This window comes from Scandinavium tedordense (genome assembly GCF_024764965.1).
GTDB lineage: Bacteria > Pseudomonadota > Gammaproteobacteria > Enterobacterales > Enterobacteriaceae > Scandinavium > Scandinavium tedordense.
In genome coordinates, this window is the sequence record NZ_JALIGG010000058.1 from 157,691 (window position 1) to 178,898 (window position 21,208).

Genomic DNA, 21,208 nt, shown 5'->3' on the forward strand with positions numbered 1-21,208 from the left:
GGTCCGGTAAGCGTAGCGCCACCGGGCAATTTACATCTGTCCGCCGATTTCCCGTTCACGCCCTGCTAATCCCCCAAACACTGCCATCACCAGCGAGATAACGGCGACCGCAATCAGCGGAATGTGCCAGTCTCCGCTAACGTCATGAATTCGACCCATCGCCGGAGGCCCACAGGCCGCCAACAGATATCCGACCGATTGCGCCATACCGGATAACGCCGCCGCCTGATGTGCAGAACCGGCACGCAGGCCAATAAACGTCAGTCCGAGGATCATCGTCGCGCCACAGCCAAAGCCGAAGATCAGCGTCCACAGCATCGCCTGCTGCGGGAATAGCCAGAAGCCGACGGCGCTCACGGCGCACATCAGCGCTACACTGATGGCAATCCCGCGCTGGTCTTTGAGTTTAAACAGTACCAGCGGGATCAGCAGCCCCGGTACGGCGGTCGCCAGCTGCAACAATCCGTGCAGAGAACCGGCCTGCGCTTCACTGTAGCCGTGACTGATTAGAATGGCGGGCAGCCAGCCCACGATCACGTAATACACCAGCGAGTTAAGCCCAAGGAACAGCGTCACCTGCCAGGCCAGCGCCGAACGCCAGATACCTTTGCTGTGCAGGCTGCGCGCACCAGTCACCGTGCCCGGCGTGTGATTGCGCAACTGCGGTAACCAGACGACCAGCGCCAGCAACGGAAACGCCATCAGCGCCAACAGTGCGCCGTGCCAGCCCGCGCCGCTCAGGGCAATCGGCACCACCATAGCGGAACCTACCGCCGCAGCAATCCCCATTGTCAGCGAGTAAGCGCCGGTCATTTTCGCCACGTGACCGGAAAAATCACGCTTGATCAGGCCCGGCAGCAAAACGTTCCCCAAGGCAATGCCGCAGCCGATGATGGCGGTTCCGACGAACAGCAGGCTATTCGAGGGCAGTGAACGCACGGCTACCCCGGCGCAAATCAGCAGCAGGGCAACGATAAGGCTGCGCTCCATGCCAAAACGGCGCGCAACGCCTGCAGCCAGTGGTGAAATCAGACCAAACGCGAGTAGCGGCAGGGTAGTCAGCATCCCGGTTTGGGCGGTGGACAGCCCGTAGTCGGCACGAATGCTGTCAAGCAGTGGGGCGGCACCAGTAAACGTCACGCGTAAACAAGTGGCAATTAACAGGATGCCCGCAATTAAAAGCAGATTCTGGCGTGGGGTAGTCATGGACACAGTACTCATGGTGTTCTCTTTCATTCTTTAGTGCGACTACGATAGCGCCTTTTCGCTATGATGAAATCAAGCTAAAATGACAAATAATCGCTAATATCGGACAAAAGTAATGATGGCAGGACTGGGGCTTGAAGGGTATGAACCCGATAGCCAGCACGACGCAGCGGCGGCGTTTCGCGTTCAGGTTGTGGAAGACGAGCAGCACATCCCGGAGCATCAGCACCGCAAAGGTCAGCTGATCCTGGCCCTGCACGGAGCAATTACGTGCGAAGTGGAAAATGCGCTTTGGATGGTGCCGCCGCAGTATGCGGTGTGGATCCCCGGCCAGGTCCCCCACAGCAACCGCGCGACGCCGGGAGCCAGGCTCTGTTTTCTTTTTATCGAACCCGGCGCGGCGGCGTTACCGACACACTGCTGTACGTTGAAAATCTCACCGCTGGTGCGGGAACTCATTCTGAATCTGGCGGTTCGCCACGAATCTCCGCAACGGGACCCGGCGACGCTCCGGCTGATCCAGGTGCTGTTTGACGAGTTGCCACAGCAGCCGCAGGAACAGCTCCAGTTGCCGGTTTCTGCCCATCCAAAAATTCGCCTGATGGTGGAAAAGATGGAGGCGGAACCGGCGGTGTGGCAAACGCTGGGGCAGTGGGCGAGTTATTTTGCGATGAGCGAACGCAATCTGGCCCGGCTGGTGGTGAAAGAGACCGGGCTGAGTTTTCGCCGCTGGCGGCATCAGCTACAGCTGATCCTGGCGCTACAGCTGTTGATCCGTGGTCAGAGCGTGCAGCAGGCCGCACACGCGTTGGGCTATGACTCAACCACTGCGTTCATTACCATGTTTCGTAAAGGATTAGGCCAGACGCCGGGCCGATATCTCAGCGGGCTGGCTACCCCTTCCCAATAAGTATCGAGACCAGTCCGGCAGCGATAAGCGGTCCGACCGGTACGCCGCGAAACAGCGCCACACCGAGCACGGTCCCCACTAAAAGGCCCGCGACCAGCTGCGGTTGTGTCCCCATCAGTTGAACGCCGCGCCCGCCCAGCCACGACACAAACACACCAACCGCAATCGCGATCAGCGATTTCCAGTTCACGAACGAGTGCAGCAGCGTTGACGCCGGCAGCGTCCCGCTGGCGATAGGTGCCATCACGCCGATGGTTAGCACGATAATACCCATCGTCAGACCCTGCTTTTCAATCCAGGGGAAGAAGGTATTCAACGGCGTAACGCGCACGATGATCAGCACCAGAATGGAAACGGCGACGGTGGTGTTGTGACTGACCAAGCCGAGCGCTGCCAGCCCCAGAAGAATTAACAGGGTAGGGTCAAACATTAGGGAGTCCTTGCCAAAAAAAGTAAGCCTGTTCACTGTACGCGAAATAGCGTGCATAAACAGGCTTCTATATAACAATCTTATTTTTTTGGGCGTCTGCCCGAAGGTCAGTTTGTTAAGACGCTGACCAGCTGACTGCCTTCACGGATAAATACCGGGATTGTCTCCAGCGGGGCATCCACGCAGATGCGTTCGCCACCGCGATAGCGTTCACCGTTGAGAGCAACCCAGTTAGCACCCGCCGGGAGCCAGACGTCGCGCTGACGTTGCCCGGCGTGAATCACCGGGGCAATCAGCAAATCTTCGCCGAACAGGTATTGGTCTTCGATTTCCCAGCTCTGTTTTTCCTGTGGATAGTGCCAGAACAGCGGACGCATCAGCGGATCGCCGTGCTGATGTGCATTGTCATAGAGCTCATCTATATACGGACGCAGTTTTTCGCGCACCGACAGCCAGTGTTGCATGATGTCGAAATTGGCTTCGCCGTAGCTCCATAGCTCATTCGGTGCACCGCTGTTACATTGCGCAATGCCGTCGCGGTAGCGCTCCGGTGGCTGAATTTGCGGCTCGCGATAACCGTGCATACGCAGAACCGGGCAGAAGACCGCCCACTGGAACCAGCGGATCAGCAACTCGTGGAAGGCGGGATCGTTAACGTTACCCCCCTGGAAACCGCCGATATCCGTCGTCCACCACGGAATGCCCGCCAGCCCCATGTTCAGCCCCGCGGCAATCTGGTTACGAAACGCATGGAATGAAGAGTGCACATCGCCCGACCAGGCCAGCACGCCATAGCGCTGGCTGCCGGCCCAAGAGCAGCGCACCAGGTTGACAATATCCTGCTCGCCATTGGCTTTCAGCCCATCGTAAAAACCCTGGGCAAAATCACGGGGGTAGCGGTTGCCGACTTCCAGCACCGGGCCTGCGTGATAGCGGTAGTTGTCAAAATCGTAGGCGCGGTATTCTGGCTCGGCTTCATCCAGCCAGAAGAGTTTGATGCCCAAATCGTAGTAATTTTCCTTCACCGTTTCCCAGACAAACTGCCGCGCCTGCGGATGTGTGGCATCGAAGAACGTGGTGTTGCCCATAAAATCGAGATTGACCTGCACGCCGCGTTCGCTGCTGACCAGCCAGCCTTTGGCCTTCATTTTCGGATACAGCGGGCTGCGCGCTTCCACCGTCGGCCAGACCGACACCATCAACTCAATACCCAACGCGCTGAGCTCGTCGACCATCGCTTTCGGGTCGGGCCAGTCAATCGGGTCAAAACACCATGTGCCCTGATTCGGCCAGTGGAAGAAATCAATCACCATCACCGACAGTGGCAAGCTGCGACGACGGTACTCGCGCGCCACGTCGAGAACTTCCTGCTGGGTGCGATAACGCAATTTACACTGCCACAAGCCGCTGATGAACGCGGGCGCGGGCGGAGGAGTCCCTGTGGCTTTCGCATACTGTCGCGTGATATCGACGATGCTATCGGCGGCGGTTATCCAGTAGTCCATTTCGCCGGTGACGCGGGCCCGCCATTCGGTCTGGTTTTTGGCGAAATTTACTTCGCCAATCGCCGGGTTATTCCACAGCAGGCCATAGCCGAGGCTCGACTGCATAAACGGCACGCTGGCCTGAGAGTTACGCTGCGCAAGTTCCAGCGTGCAGCCTTTGAGATCCAGCCACGGCTGCTGATACTGACCCATTCCGTAGAGTCGTTCCTCAGGGCGCGCCTCGAAGCGCACGGTCAGTTGATATTTACCGCCCGCCAGTGGCGTGAATTCACGGCCATCGAGCTTCAGGGCGCTGACGTATTTATCCTGGCCTTTTTCGCTGGAGCCAATCCCTACGGTTGAGCGTTGCCGCCACATCTCTTCGAGCAGCAGTTCCCCGCGCTGGTTATAGAACGCCAGCTGGCCTTTCAGATTCAGCATGGCGGTAATATTGCCGTTGCGCAGAGTCAGGCTTTCTGCTCCAGAAGTCAGTTCTGCATCACACGTTTCGGCGGGAAGCAGCGCCTGTAAGTCGTCAGTAAAATCTGGCGCACAGGTGGCTCTGACGCGCAGGCTGTTGCGGCCCCAGGTTTCGATGCGCAGGATTTGGCGTTCAAAGCGCCACTCAATGCTATTGGAATGTGAAATGAGCTCACTCATGGATAAAAAGGTCCTTTTACGAAATAGGGTGTCTGGCGAGATTGATAGATTTCATGGTGCTGTCGTCGAGCTTGTACCAGCGCAGCGTGGCGAATGCGGCCAGTGAAAGCAGGCCCGGCACGACGGTGAAGAGGGCGATAATGCAGTACATGGCGGTAGAGGTTTGCGCCGTAGCGTTAGGGACGTATCCGCTAAAGCCCAGCGTCCAGCCAACGATGGCCCCGCTGATGGCCATGCCCAGTTTAAGTACGGCCAGGAAGGTGGAGAAAATCACGCCGTCCATGCGTTTGCCCTGTTTCCATTCAGCGTAGTCAGCCACGTCAGCCATCATCACCCACATCAAGGTGGTGGTGGCCTGGTAAAGCGTGGAGATTACGAAGGTGAGTGGCACAAGGATGAAGACGGATTTTGGCGCGAAGAACAGGGCGATACTCAGCACGCCTGCCAGCACGGCGCAGTAGCCGAACATTTGTACTTTGCTGTAGCTGCGCGTCAGGCGTTTGGCCAACGCGCTACCGGCGGCTTTGCCCAGAATGTGCGCCCCGAGCATCCACATGAAATAGCTGGCGCTGCCGAGATAATAGGTGACGAAATACATCATGGCGCCAAGGCGAATAACCCCAAAGCCAATATTGTTTAATACCAGAACCGCGACCACGCGCCACTGATCGTTGCGCAATAAATCCCTCAATTCAGAGAGGTAATTATTGTGGGTCGCCGGTGCATTAATACGTTCCCGGGTATTGGCGAAACAGAACCAGAACATAACGACCGCTACGGTGGCCATAATACCCATGGCCCAACGATAGCCGAGTAATTTATCAGCGCCGCCTAAGAATTCGGCTAAAGGCATCATAAAGAAAGTGGATAATGCCCCGCCGAGGGTGGCGAGAAAGAAACGATAAGATTGCAAGGAAATACGCGCGTCGTTATCCGGGGTAATTACTGCCCCCATCGAGCAATAAGGGATATTAATAGCGGTGTACATTAACATCATCAGGGTATAGCTCACGGTCGCGAAAATCATCTTTCCGTGCAGGTCTAACGATTCCGGTACAGCGTAGGTCAGCAGGCAGCTGGCCCCGAACGGTAGCGCCAGCCACAGCATCCACGGCCTGAATTTACCCCAGCGCGTTTTTGTGCGGTCAGCAATATACCCCATTGCCGGATCGATAATTGCGTCAGCGGTACGGGCCAGCAAAAACATAGTTCCGACAAAAGCCGCCGGAAGCCCAACCACATCGGTGTAATAAAAGGTCAGAAAGATAATGACGTTATCCAGTCCAATATGACTGGCCATATCGCCTAACCCATAACTGATCTTTTCTTTACGGCTAATTGTCTCGGTCATGGTATTCACCTTGCCAGTGTAAGGTTTATTTCGGAGGTGTTCTGGCACTGATGGTTAACCATGGAATGAAACTTAACAATTGCGAGATTTGGCAATGGACTTATGGAAAATCCTTTTCGTGATACCGGTAACAATAATCAATATTGCTATTGCTGGTTCGGTTTTACGTCGCGAGGAGAATATTTTTAGGGCGAATCGTTTCAGTATTTGAAGCAGCGAACGGCGCGACATCTGGCTGTCATGCGGTTGTCATGAACGGGGCGTAATACGGATAAGGTGAGCACAGGAGGGTGATGATGTACGATCAACAATTTGTCGAAACGCTGATTATCTTTCTCTCATTTCTCTCGGTAGGCGGGATTCTGGTGGCGTCCGTTTTGTATCTGGAAAGGCGCCACTGACAGGGTTATCACTCGGCGCGGCGGAAATCGACCAGCTCCGGCTGAGCGATGCGCAGATAGTCCTGGGTATCCATCACGATAGATTTTTCCAGCAGACCCGCGTTAAACGCGATTTCATCGAAACGTTCGAACAGCAAGGGATCGGCCACCAGTTTCAGGGCGGGATGAAAGCTGAACGGTGGGATTGCGCCAAACACGCAGGCAGTAAGTTCATCCACTTCAGCCGGGCTCGCCAGTGAGGCTTTCAGCCCGCCAAGATGCGTCGCCAGGCGCGATAAATCGGCCTGCTGATCCGCGGCTAAAATGGCCAGCACATGCTGTTTCACGCCGTTGCCTTTTACTTTGCAGACCAGCGCTTTTGCGCCTTGTCCTAGCGCCGTACCGCGAATATCCGACACTGCCTCGCATTTACCCATCGCTTCATGTTCCATCACCCGAAAACGGGCCTGTTGCTGCTCCAGCACCGCAAGCAAATGCTGGTGGACGTCGCGGGAAGTGATTTCAGACATAATGACTCCATGAAAAATACTGGGGTGTCAGGATAGTCTTTCGGATGAAGTAGGGCAAGGTGGGGTTGGCAGGGATACTTACACCAGATATCCAATTGAGCAATGTGTCTCCCGGATTATAGAATCCCTTTCTCAATCACATAATCGATAGTCCACTGAAAAACGGTGCAGTTATTTGGCTCACTATGAGCCTCTCCCCTACGATTATTACAGTGGGGGTTATTCATGTCCGCTCCTCCCTGAAGCGTTCAATACGAAATGGAGGGCAACGAATTGCCCTCAAAGAGCTAAAAATTAAGAACGCAAAGCACCAGACAGCACTTCAGATACCTCAGCTAGATATAAAGCAGGAAGTCCCTCTTGGTCAGACGTGAACAACACGTGTCGATTGTCCGGTGTAAAAGACGGATGCGGGTGCGTGACCTGGCGGTCGCCGTCCAGTACTTTCCACGAGCTGTTATGCGCGGCCAGCAGAGCGTATTTGCGGGTCTTTGTGTCGAAGATGTAGAGCCACGGGTCGTTTTCGATGATATGGCTGGCGGTATCCTTTACGTCTACCGGCGTGCCGGATCCGTCGCCGACCAGCAGCGTGCCGTCTTCGTTGCTCATCAGGTGTGAGCAGTTGGGCATCACCATAACGGCGGAATCTTCGCCCGTCTGCGGGTCGAAGCGGCGGATACAGCGGTCGCTGCGACCTTTCTGATACGAGACGTAAATCAGCGCCGATCCATCCGGCACCCAAAACTCATGGGTGCAGCTTTCTCCTTCCGCATGTTCCTTTACTTTGCGTACGTTACTGCCGTCTTCGTTCACCAGCCACATGCGGGCATCAACCAGGTCGTGCGGGCCTTCATGGCAAAAGGCGACGGTACTGTCGTCATACGGACGATAGATAGGGTGGCCCAGCCAGCCATTCTCTTCATGAATAACACGGGATTTACCGCTATGCAGATCAACGCGCAGCAGACGACAGTGCGGCTTGCGGTGATAAAACGCCTGGAAAATTTTCCAGTCGGAGAGGGGAGTCCAGTCTTCGCGGGCGATTTCGATGCCGACCAGGCTAGTGCATTCACTGTTGGCGACCCAGGTGCCGTAGCCGACCCACTCTTCAGGGACCTGGTAAACAGTCTGTTCGCTGAAATCTGCCAACGAAACTCGCTGAAGGCTACGCTCATTTTTCACGTAATAAAGATGCTGGTCGTCCGGCGACAGGAAGCCACCAAAGGTATTATCACCCGCTCCCTCCGTCAGCTGTACTGCCATTTGCGTAGTTAAATCCAGCAGGTAATAGTTGCGGTTACCGTCGAATTCCCCAGCAAACAGAAGGCGATTGCCTTCGCGATTGAAGCATTTCTGATAGAAATAGTTACGGTGGCACAGCACGTCCGCTGGTGTCAGCCGCGTGACTTTTGCACCGGTCTGCGCATCTGCAACGGTGTGGAAACTGAATTGAATCTGAGAACCTTTAGCCATGGTTCGCTCCCTTCGGTAGCTGTGAACGTGATTGCTGGTCGGTGCCGATCAGTGATTGAAATGCAATTTCATTTATATAAAAACACGCTATCACTAAATAAAAAGAGCGTCGTCGGGGACGACTGAAAATGTAATGTCGATCACAAAGTAGCGGATTCAATATTCGACTGAGGTAGAGGCTGCGCGTGGAAAACTGTTACATGGGTTACGAAGTGACGAAAAAAACATCGCCAAGTGAAGTAATTGTGAGCGATTTCACATCAATTAATGCTCTCGCTTTCTATAAAATGCCGTACCTACAAAAATAAAACATCGGTTTGTTTTTTAAAATCCTTGGGGCGGAACGTATATGAACGCAGAAAAACCTATTCTTTTCAGGCATCAGCTGGCATATGGCGGCGGCAATCTGCTGGGAAGTGGCGCATTAGCTATCGCCGGTATCTGGCTTCTTTATTTCTACACGACCTTCTGCGGCCTGACGCTACTCCAGGCATCGGTTATTTTCTCCGTTGCCAGTATCATCGATGCTATCAGCAACCCGCTGATGGGCTTTCTATCTGATAATTTTGGTAAAACCCGCCTCGGTAAACGATTTGGCCGACGCCGCTTCTTTATTCTGCTGGGTATTCCTCTGATGATGTTCTACCCGCTACTTTGGGTCGAAGGCTTCGGCTTCTGGTATTACCTGTCCACCTATGTGTTGTTCGAACTTATCTATACATCAGTGATGGTCCCGTACGAAACGCTCGCCACGGAAATGACCACTGACTTCTCGGCTCGCTCTAAGCTAACCGGCTACAAGGCTATTTTCGGTAAGATTGCCAACTTCCTGGCCGCGTTTATTCCAGGTCAGTTCATTCTGATCTACGGGAAAGACTCTGCGCAGCCGTTTTTCTTCACGGCGCTGACCTACGGGGCGATCCTTTGCTTTGCGATTGGCATGCTGTACGTCTCTTCCTGGGAACGTCCCGTGGAGGAAACCATGCCGAATGACGAGAAAAAAATGACACTGGGTAAAACCATCATGACGCTGATGCGCGACATGAAATCAACCTTCCACTTACGTGTGTTCCGCAAACACCTTGGCATGTATCTGTGTGGCTTCGGTGCTGAGTGGTTGTTCGCTTCGGTTTTCACCTATTTTATTATCTTCGTATTGCAATATGATCCGACGATGGTAGCGGGGTTGAGTAGCCTCAACTCTATTCTTCAGCTGTTCTCGACAGCCATCTTTATCGCAATCTGTGTGAAGCACGGCTTCAGCAAACCATACATTCTGGCACTGATCATCGTCGTGTTCTCGGTTGTCTGCTACAGCATGCTGCACTTGCTTAACTTGCCGCAGCAGTACGCGACGGCAGCAATGCTGGCGATTACCGTAGTTTTCGGCATCGGTACGGGCGGCGTGTATTACATTCCCTGGACGGTTTATACCTTCCTTGCTGATATTGACGAAGCGTTCACCGGACGCCGTCGCGAAGGTATTTACGCCGGGGCGATGACCTTCTCCGGCAAACTGGTGCGCTCGGTTATCGTTTTCGTGATGGGCGCCATCCTTAGCGTCTACGGCTTCCAGTCAAAATCGCACACCCAGCCGGAAAGCGCCGTGACCGCTATCGCTGTAGTATTCTGCGTGGGCGTAGTCGCGTTGGCATTGATGGCGATGGTATTCAGCGCGCAGATGAAGCTGAACCGAAAAACGCACCTGGTCGTGCTGGGGGAAGTGGCCCGTATTAAAGCAGGGGGACAGATTGCGCAGGTCGAGCCGGACGTGCGCGCGGTAATGGAGGAACTGATTGGCTATCCTTATGAAGAGTGCTGGGGCAATAGCAAGGTGTGCCGCAAAATCTTCGATACGACGGCCGTTGAGGTGACCGAACCCAATCCTTCCCTCGGTACGACGCAGCATCCATGATCAAAAAAAAACCATTTCATCAATGAGTCATGACCTGGCCGGGAAACCGGCCAGCAACGGCTTATGCAGAAAGGGTCGCGAGCAATAGGCCAGAAAAAATCGAAAGGGCAGATCTTGTCACGAAGTTAAATTTATGACCACGCCAACAAACAAGCGGAACATGAAATACCTGTTAATGGTATCTCTTATGTACGTTTGCACTGTGAGTTCAACCGATGTCTGCTCTGTGCCAACAGCGGACCTCAAGGAAATCTTTTAATCATTAAAAATGGTATATTTCCCGCTGTTTACGGGAAGGGGGGGAATGGATACAAGAGTTAATCAAGAAACATTAGAACTTGAAATTGCGGAGAAAAATTTTGATGTGGCCTTATTTCAGGTAAGGGATGCTACAAAGTGTATTCTTTTTGCTCCAGGACTTGGCGGCAGCCCGCTACGGCACATAGGACTCATCCAGACATTTGCTCGTCACGGAATATCAGTTGTAGCTCCACATTTCGAACTATTGAATTCGCCCTTTCCGACTAAAGCTGAATTGACAGAACGTGTCCAGCGACTTGACCTGGCGGCTGAGAAATTCTGCACACAATATGGTTCAGTTTCAGGTGTTGGTCATTCACTTGGGGCAGTAATTTTACTTATACACGCTGGAGCTACAGCCTGGACCAGTGCCAGAGAACCTGTTACGTTTGAAGGCCATAATGTCCTGAATCGACTTGTTCTTTTGACGCCACCCGCCGATTTTTTTCCAGCACCTCTGTCATTGGCCTCCATAAATATTCCGCTTCAGATTTGGGCGGGTGATAAGGACGTAATTACTCCACCTGCACAGGCAACATTCCTCCATCAGTCATTAAATGTCCACACATCTTCTGAATTGCACATTGCTGAGAACGCAGGTCACTTCACCTTTATGAATAAGCTCCCCCCGCACGCAACAGAACCTCATCCATCGCGAAACGATTTCCTTCTGAGACTGGGAGAAACAATAACTCAGTTCATATCATCGCCTGGAGTTAGATAATGTGTGATTCTTGCATAATGTAGATCCGCTGTTCGCTCATACCCGTCTGGAGGAGATCTCGGCAGTATAAAGAAAAACACCGCCGAAAGGCGGTGTTTTTGTATTAGCGAACCAGATGTAAGAAGTGAAGATGCTTTTCATACTGGTCGAGAATATCGTTGATAATCTGTTCCTGATTCCAGCCCATCACATCGTAATCCTGACCGCCTTCTTTCAGGTAGATTTCAGCCCGATAGTATTTATGCTGCTCTGCCTGCTGCTCCTCATTATCCAGCCCGGAGATTGCAAAGGTAGGAGCAATATAACCGCGGAGTCTGACTTCGTAGATGAAGTTAAGCTCATTGCCTAAATCCACTTCGAAGCGAATACGGTCTTCGCCACTGTTGTTGATATGGCTTACGGTGCTCTGTTTGGTCAACTCATCCTGAACCATTGTCATGGCAGGCTGAATGACATCATCCATAAAACGTTTAACCAACGAACGTTTTGGCAGATGGGCGATATTGCGCAGTCTGCGCTGCCACGGAATAGGATTACGCGCAGCGGTAGGTGCAATGGTGGTCATATTCTGACTGTCGCGCTTGGTGATGTCCCGTCGTAATGCTTTCAGCAATCCGTATATCGATATCAACAAAATCACCGAGAATGGCAGAGCGCTGGCAATGGTCACCGTCTGCAAGGCGCTAAGACCGCCTGCAATCAGCAACGCAATGGCGACCACCCCCATCAGTGCAGCCCAGAAAATACGCTGCCAGACGGGCGTATTGCTGGAGCCCCCGGAGGCCAGGGTATCCACCACCATCGCTCCGGAATCTGCCGAGGTGACAAAAAATACGATGACCATCGCCATGGCGATGAACGACAGAATGCTGGAGAACGGGAAGTGCTCAAGGAAATTAAACAGCGCCAGGGCCACATCCTGCTGGACGGTATTGGCGAGGTCCGTAGCCCCTTCATGCATGATCAGATAAATCGCGCTGTTTCCGAAGACGGTCATCCATAACAGGGTGAAACCCGCCGGGACGAAGAGCACGCCGGTCACAAATTCGCGGATGGTTCTGCCGCGCGAGACGCGGGCGATAAACATGCCGACAAACGGCGACCAGGAGAGCCACCAGCCCCAGTACAGCAGCGTCCAGCCACCTAACCAGTTGCTCGATTTAGGCTCGTAGGCATACAAATTAAAGGTTTTACTGACCATTTCGGACAGATAACCGCCAGTGTTCTCAACGAACGATTTCAACAGCAGAACCGTAGGTCCCAGCAACATCACCAGCGCCAGCAGCAACAGCGCCAGGCTCAGGTTGATCTCGGACAAAATACGAATGCCCTTATCCAGCCCCGAGACCACCGAAATCGTTGCCAGGCCAGTGATGACCACGATCAGGATCACCTGCACCGTTTCATTAATTGGCACGCCGAAGAGATGATTAAGCCCGGCGTTAACCTGCAGCACGCCATAACCGAGGGAGGTGGCCACGCCAAACACGGTGCCGATAACCGCAAAGATATCGACCGCATGGCCAATCGGTCCGTAAATACGATCCCCGATAATCGGATACAGCGCCGAACGCAGGGTCAGCGGCAAGCCGTGACGATAGCTAAAGAAGGCCAGTATCAACGCCACTATCGCGTAAATCGCCCATGCATGGAGTCCCCAGTGGAAGAAGGTCAGGCGCATGGCCTGCTTGGCGGCTTCGACCGTTTCCGGGGTACCAACCGGCGGAGAGAGGTAATGCATCACCGGTTCTGCCACCCCGAAGAACATTAGGCCGATCCCCATCCCAGCGGAAAACAGCATTGCGAACCAGGAGTGATAGCTGAAATCAGGTTGGGCGTGGTCGGGCCCAAGTTTAATATCGCCGTAGCGCGACAGCCCGAGGAACGTCACGCTCAGGAGGATCAGCGCTACGGCCAGAATGTAAAACCAGCTGGCGTTGGTGAAGATTTGATTCTGCAGAAGTTTGAAGTTTTTATCGGCCAGATCGGGGAAAGCCGCGGCAAAGGCGACAAGAAGAAATATTAACAACGCCGAGGTGAAAAACACCGGCTTGTTAATATGATTTTCAGACTTTTTTATTGGGGTTTCATTCTCACTCATAAGCTCATTTATTCCATTGTGTGTTCACTTCGCCCTGGATGGATGAATTTTGTCACAGCCCGATCCTAACAAAAGAAAAGGAGTGATGCCTAATGACCTTAAGAATAAGCTGAATCCCTTCTACGATACCTATAATGATACTCGCTGTTCAGGCTTGTGCCAGGATTTGCTCCGCCGCCAGATCCGCAAGCGTATCAATGAAGTGCACTATCCCGACATCGCAGAGCGACAGCTCCAGAACCTCCCCCTGACGGCGTGCGCGCGGCTTTGTTGAATTAATCAGATTTAGATAAAGCGCTCCTCGTGACTGACTTCCTCAGGCAATTCGTACACTTTCTGGCATGCCTGCACACGTCATTTTGTTTAAGGCACGGATCATGGCCATAGCCTCTCCAACCTGCGCATCATAATCCCGAAACGTAAGATGCCCGCCAAACAGCTGTTTGACACGGTACAAGGCAGGGCAATAATGACCCTGAGTTCACAGCTGGACGGTTTGCTATAAAGTGAGGTGCAGACATTGTCACAGACTTCCGCTCCTCGCTCAGAGGGGACCTTCACCATCGGCGTTCCGTCCGCGGTCAGCGACCCAGTCTTCCAGCACCAGACCCGCAAAACGCTCTCACATCATTGGGTACCAGAATAGCCACAGCCGCTATGGCTTGTTCCCCATTGATTAACACAACGTGTTGTTAAAAATATCCGCACCCCCAAAAAGGCCTTTTCTGCTTTGCGTTGACAGGCGGGGTTGGCAGGGCTGGCGGAGATGCAAAGTCATCGCAAATGCAGCGGCAATCGTTATCTCATGGGCCAATAGTTGAGCAGGAAGGAGGGCGATCGACGCGATCGCCAACCCAGGTAGTATTCGTTATCGGTTCTATTCGTATCGTTATTTCGCCAACAGCTCTTTACGAACAATTTCAGCGCCGGCACTTAACGCATCCAACTTGCCTTTTGCGATGCCACGCGGCAATGGGATCATCCCGCAGTTGGTGCAAGGATAGAGCTTGTCAGCGTCGACAAACTGCAGTGCTTTTCGCAGCGTCGCGGCAACTTCTTCAGGTGTTTCAATGGCATTGGTTGCCACATCAATAGCCCCAACCATCACCTTTTTACCGCGAATAAGCTCCATTAGCTCCATCGGGACGTGAGAGTTTTGACATTCCAGCGAAATGATATCGATATTGGATTTTTGCAGCTTTGGAAAAATTTCTTCATATTGACGCCATTCAGTACCCAGCGTCTTTTTCCAGTCTGTATTGGCTTTAATGCCGTAGCCGTAGCAGATATGCACCGCGGTTTCGCATTTCAGCCCTTCGATGGCTCTTTCTAAAGTGGCGATTCCCCAGTCATTCACCTCATCAAAAAAGACATTAAATGCAGGTTCATCAAACTGGATAATATCGACACCCACGGCCTCTAACTCTTTAGCTTCTTCATTGAGAATTTTGGCGAATTCCCAGGCGAGTTTTTCACGGCTTTTATAGTGATTATCATAAAGCGTGTCGATCATTGTCATAGGCCCCGGGAGGGCCCATTTAATAGGCTGTGTAGTTTGCTGACGTAACAGTCTGGCATCTTCAACGAAGACGGATTTTTGGCGACTTACCGGGCCAACGACGGTAGGCACACTTGCTTCGTAGCGATTACGAATTTTAACTATCTCACGGTTCTCGAAATCAACGCCGTTGAGGTGCTCAATAAAGGTGGTGACAAAATGCTGACGCGTTTGCTCGCCATCACTGACAATATCAATCCCGGCCTGTTGCTGATCGTCCAGACACAAACGCAAGGCATCCTGCTTACCGTCGATTAATTCCTGACCCTGCAATTTCCAGGGTGACCAAAGTGTCTCAGGCTGTGCAAGCCAGGAGGGCTTAGGTAAACTGCCGGCAGTTGAAGTGGGTAATAATTTTTTCATTACAGGTGACCTTATACTTTTCGTCAATCAAAGAACGGAATGAGCAGACCAGAGTTCAAGAACAGTTTGATAGGGTTTGATGAAATGCTGTTCAGTAAATTTCCCTTGTTCAATAGCCAACTGGCTACGTTCTTCGCGATCGTAAACAATGCGTGTCAGAGAATAATCCTGATAGTTCAGGCTAGGTTGATACTGCAGTCCTGCCGCGGAATTAGCATTGTATATTTCTGGACGGTATATTTTCTGGAACGTCTCCATCGTGCTGATGGTGCTAATCAGCTCAAGGTCGGTGTAATCACTGAGTAAGTCGCCGGTGAAGTAAAACGCCAACGGTGCAACGCTGTTTTCAGGCATAAAATAGCGCGCCCGCAACCCCATTTTTGAAAAATAGGTATCGGTCAACGACGGTTCATCCTGCTGATACTCAGCGCCTAATACAGGATGCTGATTACCGGTGCGGTAATAGGTGTTTTTACTGGAGACGCTCAGGCAGATAACCGGTGCTTTAGCAAAGTTGTTCTTGTATGCTTCTGAATTAACAAAGCACTTAAAAATATTCCCGTGTAATTTACCAAAATCATCCGGAAGGCTAAGCTTAGCTTTGTTTTTATTATGTGCGGGCAGTAATACGCTGAAATCATAATCGCGCACATAAGACGAAAAGTTATTGCCCAGAATTCCTTCAAAGCGCTCATTGGTTTTTTTATCAACGATATGGGTTTTTAATATTTCAATAACAGGGAAGGCATCGACCTTTCCTTCACGTTGAATATTCAATTGCGCAGTAATAATTTCAAGTTCGACAGAATAACGGTCGCCCTTTGGGTTATCCCAGTGGGCCAGGGAATTGAAACGGTTGTCAATCATCACTAAGGTGTTGCGCAAGTTATCCTGGCGCTTGTCACCTCTTGCCAGATTAGCAAAGTTGGTTGTAATACGCGTATTTTCTGAAGGGTTATAATCCTCATCGAAACGAATGCGCGTAAGGGTGAAAGTAAATTCTCTATTCATCGTAATCTGGCATCCTGGCGGCTGAGATAAAACCGGGTTTTAATTCAGCAGTCTTCAAAATTTATTTAATAACAGAATTCATTTTATGCCTGAGTCATTGATTGAGGAAAAGTGATTTAATTTCATTCAACATGAACGATATTCATGATCGTTATACGTGCGGGAAGGTGATAGGGCGGAAATTCAGCGGCCATGATTGATTAACCTGCTGATTTAAACGTTCGCAGTCATCAAAAGACGTCAGCCAGATGTGGATAATCTGGCTGACGAAGGGTTAGCTGGTGGTAGTGCCCTGTTTGTGGAAAAGCTCCCTGAAGACCGGATAAATGTCTTCCTGGTCGCGGATATGCTGCATGGCAAAGTTCTCAAACATCGATTGCAGATGTTCGTACTCGCGCCACAGCGTTTGATGCGCACGGCGGGTGATTTCGATATAGCTGTAGTAACGCACCACCGGCAGAATTTTCTTCGCCAGAATTTCATGACACAGCGGGGAGTCGTCGGCCCAGTTGTCGCCATCGGACGCCTGCGCAGCATAGATATTCCACTGTGCCGGGTCATAGCGCTCTTTCACCACTTCATCCATCAGCTTCAGGGCGCTGGAGACAATCGTGCCGCCGGTTTCCTGGGAGTAGAAGAACTCGTGCTCATCCACTTCTTTCGCCTGAGTGTGGTGGCGGATATACACCACATCCACGTTTTTATAGGTCCGACTGAGGAACAGATACAGCAGGATGTAAAAACGCTTCGCCATGTCTTTGGTGGACTGGTCCATCGAACCGGACACGTCCATCAGACAGAACATCACCGCCTGGCTTGAAGGCTCAGGGCGTTTTTCGTAATTTTTGTAGCGCAGGTCAAAGGTGTCGATGAACGGTACGCGTTCGATTTTGGCCCGCAGTTCAGCAATCTCCTTACGAAGCCGCTCTTCCTCCAGCAGTTGCACCGGTTCGCTTTTGGCGACGGTGTCGAGGCTCGCTTCCAGTTCACGCAGCTCACGACGCTTTCCGGCGGTCATCGCGGTACGCCGCGCCAGCGAATTCTGCAATGAACGCACAACACTGATGTTGGCTGGTACGCCGTTGGCGGTGTAGCCAGCCCGATGCGTTTTATACTCCGTAAGCTGACGCTGCTGATTTTTCTTCAGATTCGGCAGTGCCAAATCCTCAAACAGCAGGTCCAGATATTCATCTTTCGAAATCTGGAACACGAACTCGTCCTGGCCTTCACCATCTTGGCTCGCGTGGCCCTGACCACTCCCACCGCCACCGCCGCCACCCTGAGGGCGCTCGATGCGATCGTTCTGCACAAAGTGATCGTTACCGGGGTGTACACGATGGCGCAGGCCACCGCGTCCCTGATGGAACATCGGTTCGCTGATATCATCCGTCGGAATGGAAACCGACTCACCGCTGTCTATATCTGTCACCGAGCGTTTGTTGATAGCCTCGGAGATTGATTGTTTTATCTGCGCCTTATAGCGGCGCAAAAAGCGCTGGCGATTCACCGCACTTTTATTCTTACCGTTCAGGCGCCGGTCTATGAACCAGGTCATATGCCCCTCCCGTACTGCATTTGCCAACCTTCTGCTGCGTAGGCCCGGCAGCGATGCGCCGCCGGGCTACATTCGACATTATGACGATTTGCGCACGCGCAGATACCATTCGCACAGCAGGCGTACCTGTTTACGGGTGTAGCCTTTCTCCATCATGCGATCGACAAAATCGTCGTGTTTTTTCTGCTCGTCGGTTGAGGTTTTGGCGTTAAACGAAATGACTGGCAACAGCTCTTCGGTATTGGAGAACATTTTCTTCTCGATAACCGTGCGCAGTTTTTCGTAGCTGGTCCAGTTCGGGTTACGTCCGCTGTAGTTCGCTCTGGCGCGCAGCACGAAGTTGACGATTTCGTTACGGAAGTCTTTCGGGTTGCTGATCCCGGCAGGCTTTTCAATTTTTTCCAGTTCTGCATTCAGGGATTCACGGTCAAACAGCTGGCCGGTATCCGGGTCGCGGTATTCCTGGTCCTGGATCCAGAAGTCTGCATACGTAACGTAGCGGTCGAAAATGTTCTGCCCGTACTCAGAGTAAGATTCCAGGTAGGCGGTCTGAATCTCTTTGCCGATGAACTCAGCGTATTTCGGGATAAGATAGCCTTTGAGGAACTCGAGATAGCGTTCAGCCTGCTCTTGTGGGAACTGTTCGCGTTCAATCTGCTGCTCCAGCACGTAGAACAGATGCACCGGGTTAGCCGCCACTTCGACGTGATCGAAGTTGAACACCCGTGAGAGTATTTTGAACGCAAAGCGCGTCGACAGCCCGTTCATGCCTTCGTCCACGCCCGAGTAGTCGCGATACTCCTGATAGGATTTCGCTTTCGGGTCGGTGTCTTTCAGACTTTCACCGTCATACACGCGCATTTTGGAGTAGATGCTCGAGTTTTCCGGTTCTTTCAGACGCGACAGAATCGAGAAGCGGGACAGCGTTTCGAGCGTGCCTGGCGCACAAGGCGCATGGGTCAGCTCACTGTGATTAAGCAGTTTCTCGTAGATTTTGATCTCTTCGGAAATCCGCAGGCAATAAGGCACTTTGACGATGTACACACGGTCAAGGAACGCCTCATTGTTTTTGTTATTACGGAAAGTCACCCACTCAGATTCGTTCGAGTGCGCCAGAATGATGCCGTTGAACGGCAGGGCGGAGATGCCTTCGGTCCCGTTGTAGTTACCTTCCTGAGTCGCGGTCAGCAGCGGATGCAGCACCTTAATAGGGGCTTTAAACATCTCGACGAATTCCATCAGACCCTGGTTCGCGCGGCACAGCGCGCCGGAGTAGCCATACGCATCTGGATCGTTCTGTGCGTGGTTTTCCAGCTTACGAATATCGACTTTGCCGACCAGCGCTGAGATATCCTGGTTGTTCTCATCACCCGGTTCAGTTTTGGCAATAGCAATCTGCGCCAAAATCGACGGCCATACTTTCACCACGCGGAACTTGGTGATGTCGCCGCCAAATTCGTTCAGACGTTTTGCCGCCCACGGAGACATAATGGTGCCGAGATAGCGGTTCGGGATGCCGTACTCTTTTTCAAGAATCTGCGCATCTTCCTGCGGATTAAACAGGCACAGCGGGTGATCGTTTACCGGGCTGCGTTCGCCGTTAGCACTGAGCACATAAATGGGTACACGCTGCATCAGCGCTTTCAGTCGTTCAGCCAGCGACGATTTACCACCACCCACCGGGCCCAGTAAATAGAGGATCTGTTTCTTTTCTTCCAGACCCTGAGCGGCATGTTTCAGGTAGGCGACGATTTGTTCGATAGCGTCTTCCATACCGTAGAACTCTTCAAACGCCGGGTAGCGTGCGACCACCCGATTCGAAAATAGACGGGACAGCCGTGGCTCATGGGCAGTATCGACCATGACTGGCTCACCGATAGCCATTAATAGCCTTTCTGCCGCATTGGCATAGGCACTGCGATCTTGCTTACAGGTTGCAAGAAATTCCTGCAGTGTGAACTCTTCGTCCTTGGCAGCTTCATAACGCTGGCGATAGTGATCGAATATATTCATGGCATGCCGTCCTTTCGTTTTTTAGCACAGGATAAGAGCCGTTCGTATGAATAATAGAGGCTCCCGGAAGGGATAAGCTGAACGACGCTTGTTCAATCTCCAGCAACCCTTGTGCCAGGTTGTTGGGCCTGAAAACATAACGTGCCCCGCGATTACACCTTCTGAATTTAAGCGTAGATGGCATTTGGAAAACTTGCATGTTGGCAAAAGTCAATTTCAATGACATATCAATAACTCATCAAAAAATACCGCGACTTAAAGGCGAAGATAATTCATGGCTTAACCGGGTTGTCTTCTGTCTGTAAGCGAGCTGTCATGTGACGGTGGCAGGTTGATTGGTTAAATCCTGTCTATGGATGTAAAGAATTTGAGGTAAGCGGAACGGGGGGGTAAACTTCAGCCGCTTTTATTTGAAAGGGATATGCAACGTGAAAACAATCAAACTTTTGACAACGGGTCTGCTCTTCGCAACAGCAGCGACCGTTGCACATGCGGCTGACAGCAAGCTGACGCTGGGAGCTGGCGTTGGGGTGATAGGGCATCCGTATAAACAGTACAGCAGCGACGTTTACCCGGTGCCTGCTATTGATTTTGAAAGTGATAACTTCTGGTTCCATGGTCTCGGCGCAGGGTATTACCTGTGGAACGATACCACCGATAAGCTCTCCATCACCGCCTACTGGTCGCCGTTGTACTTCAAACCGGGCGACAGCGATAACAATCAGCTGCGTAAGCTCGATCGTCGTCAGTCGACGATGATGGCTGGCCTGTCTTACCTGCACTTTACGCAGTACGGCTTCCTGCGCACGACGCTTGCTGGCGACACGCTGGACAAGAGCAATGGTATCTCATGGGATATGGCCTGGTTGTACCGCTACAACACCGGAGCGTTGACCGTGACGCCAGGAATTGGTGTGCAGTGGAGCAGCGATAATCAGAACGAATACTACTACGGTGTTTCCAAAAACGAATCACGGAAAAGTGGCCTGCGCAGCTACGATCCGCAAGATGGCTGGAACCCGTACGTTGAGCTTTCTGTGAACTATAAGCTGAATGAGGCCTGGAGCGTGTACGGAGTCGGGCGTTATACCCGCTTGTCGGATGAAGTCACCGACAGCCCGATGATCGACAAAGACTGGACCGGACTGCTGTCCACCGGTATAACCTACAGCTTCTGATAATGCACCGATGAGGTGCGCAGAGTGCAATAAAACAGGGCGGAGACGCCCTGTTTTGCATTGTGT

16 protein-coding genes and 1 pseudogene are annotated in these 21,208 nt (G+C 52.2%); 5 read left to right on the top strand and 12 right to left on the bottom strand.

Features of this window, described 5'->3' with window-relative positions:
- Nucleotides 1-30 precede the first annotated feature (30 nt).
- The gene (locus tag MUU46_RS20105; RefSeq protein WP_374685030.1) at nt 31-1,206 is read right to left on the bottom strand and encodes a CynX/NimT family MFS transporter; all 1,176 of its coding nucleotides are present in this window, start codon (nt 1,204-1,206) and stop codon (nt 31-33) included.
- A gap of 115 nt (nt 1,207-1,321) precedes the next feature.
- On the opposite strand from MUU46_RS20105, the gene MUU46_RS20110 reads away from it, so the two are divergent.
- Entirely contained in the window at nt 1,322-2,116 is a 795-nt protein-coding gene (locus tag MUU46_RS20110) for an AraC family transcriptional regulator (protein WP_185153785.1), read from the top strand.
- Here MUU46_RS20110 and MUU46_RS20115 read toward each other — a convergent pair.
- The 3 genes from MUU46_RS20115 to MUU46_RS20125 form a co-directional block, all read right to left on the bottom strand.
- Nucleotides 2,100-2,546, bottom strand: a complete 447-nt coding sequence (locus MUU46_RS20115; RefSeq protein ID WP_159761533.1) for a DUF441 domain-containing protein — start codon at nt 2,544-2,546, stop codon at nt 2,100-2,102. The two genes, MUU46_RS20110 and MUU46_RS20115, sit on opposite strands and share 17 nt — an antisense overlap.
- 107 nt (nt 2,547-2,653) lie before the next feature.
- Nucleotides 2,654-4,690, bottom strand: a complete 2,037-nt coding sequence (locus MUU46_RS20120; protein WP_258966465.1) for a glycoside hydrolase family 31 protein — start codon at nt 4,688-4,690, stop codon at nt 2,654-2,656.
- A gap of 16 nt (nt 4,691-4,706) precedes the next feature.
- Entirely contained in the window at nt 4,707-6,041 is a 1,335-nt protein-coding gene (locus tag MUU46_RS20125) for a glycoside-pentoside-hexuronide (GPH):cation symporter (protein ID WP_258966466.1), read from the bottom strand.
- Nucleotides 6,042-6,337: 296 nt separating this feature from the next.
- On the opposite strand from MUU46_RS20125, the gene yoaI reads away from it, so the two are divergent.
- Nucleotides 6,338-6,442 carry a small membrane protein YoaI gene (gene yoaI / locus MUU46_RS22900; protein ID WP_309578239.1) on the top strand — a complete coding sequence of 35 codons (105 nt, stop codon included), beginning with the start codon at nt 6,338-6,340 and terminating at the stop codon, nt 6,440-6,442.
- Between the two features lie 8 nt (nt 6,443-6,450).
- Here yoaI and MUU46_RS20130 read toward each other — a convergent pair whose 3' ends face one another.
- Both MUU46_RS20130 and MUU46_RS20135 read right to left on the bottom strand, forming a co-directional pair.
- Complete coding sequence (locus tag MUU46_RS20130; protein ID WP_159761539.1) at nt 6,451-6,951, bottom strand: YbaK/prolyl-tRNA synthetase associated domain-containing protein; 501 nt, start codon at nt 6,949-6,951, stop codon at nt 6,451-6,453.
- 294 nt (nt 6,952-7,245) lie between these two features.
- Entirely contained in the window at nt 7,246-8,424 is a 1,179-nt protein-coding gene (locus tag MUU46_RS20135; RefSeq protein ID WP_258966467.1) for an oligogalacturonate lyase family protein, read from the bottom strand.
- A 349-nt stretch (nt 8,425-8,773) separates the two neighbouring features.
- Here MUU46_RS20135 and MUU46_RS20140 point away from each other — a divergent pair, with 349 nt between their 5' ends.
- On the top strand, nt 8,774-10,339 hold the full coding sequence (locus tag MUU46_RS20140) for an MFS transporter (protein ID WP_258966468.1): 1,566 nt from the start codon (nt 8,774-8,776) through the stop codon (nt 10,337-10,339).
- Between the two features lie 304 nt (nt 10,340-10,643).
- Nucleotides 10,644-11,363: an alpha/beta hydrolase gene (locus MUU46_RS20145; RefSeq protein WP_159758673.1), complete on the top strand. Its 720-nt coding sequence runs from the start codon at nt 10,644-10,646 to the stop codon at nt 11,361-11,363.
- A gap of 103 nt (nt 11,364-11,466) precedes the next feature.
- On the opposite strand, the gene MUU46_RS20150 is transcribed toward MUU46_RS20145, so the two are convergent.
- The 6 genes and pseudogenes from MUU46_RS20150 to yeaG all read right to left on the bottom strand — a co-directional run bounded on the left by MUU46_RS20150 (nt 11,467) and on the right by yeaG (nt 19,964).
- Nucleotides 11,467-13,464, bottom strand: coding sequence for a BCCT family transporter (locus MUU46_RS20150; protein WP_159758675.1), 1,998 nt, complete (start codon nt 13,462-13,464; stop codon nt 11,467-11,469).
- A gap of 316 nt (nt 13,465-13,780) precedes the next feature.
- Nucleotides 13,781-13,924: pseudogene (locus tag MUU46_RS20155) on the bottom strand (IS5/IS1182 family transposase); the annotation flags it as partial.
- Between the two features lie 429 nt (nt 13,925-14,353).
- A complete protein-coding gene (locus MUU46_RS20160) occupies nt 14,354-15,385 on the bottom strand; it encodes a methionine synthase (RefSeq protein ID WP_258966469.1) in 1,032 nt (343 codons plus the stop codon).
- Between the two features lie 27 nt (nt 15,386-15,412).
- Nucleotides 15,413-16,396, bottom strand: a complete 984-nt coding sequence (locus tag MUU46_RS20165; RefSeq protein ID WP_258966470.1) for a DUF1852 domain-containing protein — start codon at nt 16,394-16,396, stop codon at nt 15,413-15,415.
- A 274-nt stretch (nt 16,397-16,670) separates the two neighbouring features.
- Nucleotides 16,671-17,951 carry a YeaH/YhbH family protein gene (locus MUU46_RS20170; RefSeq protein WP_258966471.1) on the bottom strand — a complete coding sequence of 427 codons (1,281 nt, stop codon included), beginning with the start codon at nt 17,949-17,951 and terminating at the stop codon, nt 16,671-16,673.
- 78 nt (nt 17,952-18,029) lie between these two features.
- On the bottom strand, nt 18,030-19,964 hold the full coding sequence (gene yeaG, locus MUU46_RS20175; RefSeq protein ID WP_159758683.1) for a protein kinase YeaG: 1,935 nt from the start codon (nt 19,962-19,964) through the stop codon (nt 18,030-18,032).
- A gap of 428 nt (nt 19,965-20,392) precedes the next feature.
- Here yeaG and MUU46_RS20180 point away from each other — a divergent pair, with 428 nt between their 5' ends.
- The gene (locus MUU46_RS20180; RefSeq protein WP_258966472.1) at nt 20,393-21,142 is read left to right on the top strand and encodes a MipA/OmpV family protein; all 750 of its coding nucleotides are present in this window, start codon (nt 20,393-20,395) and stop codon (nt 21,140-21,142) included.
- Nucleotides 21,143-21,208: the final 66 nt, after the last annotated feature.

Coding starts and splice junctions, on each gene's coding strand:
- yeaG (WP_159758683.1), bottom strand. CDS start 19,964: ATGAATATATTCGATCACTATCGCCAGCGTTATGAAGCTGCCAAGGAC.
- MUU46_RS20150 (WP_159758675.1), bottom strand. CDS start 13,464: ATGAGTGAGAATGAAACCCCAATAAAAAAGTCTGAAAATCATATTAAC.
- MUU46_RS20125 (WP_258966466.1), bottom strand. CDS start 6,041: ATGACCGAGACAATTAGCCGTAAAGAAAAGATCAGTTATGGGTTAGGC.
- MUU46_RS20165 (WP_258966470.1), bottom strand. CDS start 16,396: ATGAATAGAGAATTTACTTTCACCCTTACGCGCATTCGTTTCGATGAG.
- MUU46_RS20145 (WP_159758673.1), top strand. CDS start 10,644: ATGGATACAAGAGTTAATCAAGAAACATTAGAACTTGAAATTGCGGAG.
- MUU46_RS20130 (WP_159761539.1), bottom strand. CDS start 6,951: ATGTCTGAAATCACTTCCCGCGACGTCCACCAGCATTTGCTTGCGGTG.
- MUU46_RS20160 (WP_258966469.1), bottom strand. CDS start 15,385: ATGAAAAAATTATTACCCACTTCAACTGCCGGCAGTTTACCTAAGCCC.
- MUU46_RS20115 (WP_159761533.1), bottom strand. CDS start 2,546: ATGTTTGACCCTACCCTGTTAATTCTTCTGGGGCTGGCAGCGCTCGGC.
- MUU46_RS20120 (WP_258966465.1), bottom strand. CDS start 4,690: ATGAGTGAGCTCATTTCACATTCCAATAGCATTGAGTGGCGCTTTGAA.
- MUU46_RS20135 (WP_258966467.1), bottom strand. CDS start 8,424: ATGGCTAAAGGTTCTCAGATTCAATTCAGTTTCCACACCGTTGCAGAT.
- MUU46_RS20170 (WP_258966471.1), bottom strand. CDS start 17,951: ATGACCTGGTTCATAGACCGGCGCCTGAACGGTAAGAATAAAAGTGCG.
- MUU46_RS20110 (WP_185153785.1), top strand. CDS start 1,322: ATGATGGCAGGACTGGGGCTTGAAGGGTATGAACCCGATAGCCAGCAC.
- MUU46_RS20105 (WP_374685030.1), bottom strand. CDS start 1,206: ATGACTACCCCACGCCAGAATCTGCTTTTAATTGCGGGCATCCTGTTA.
- yoaI (WP_309578239.1), top strand. CDS start 6,338: ATGTACGATCAACAATTTGTCGAAACGCTGATTATCTTTCTCTCATTT.
- MUU46_RS20140 (WP_258966468.1), top strand. CDS start 8,774: ATGAACGCAGAAAAACCTATTCTTTTCAGGCATCAGCTGGCATATGGC.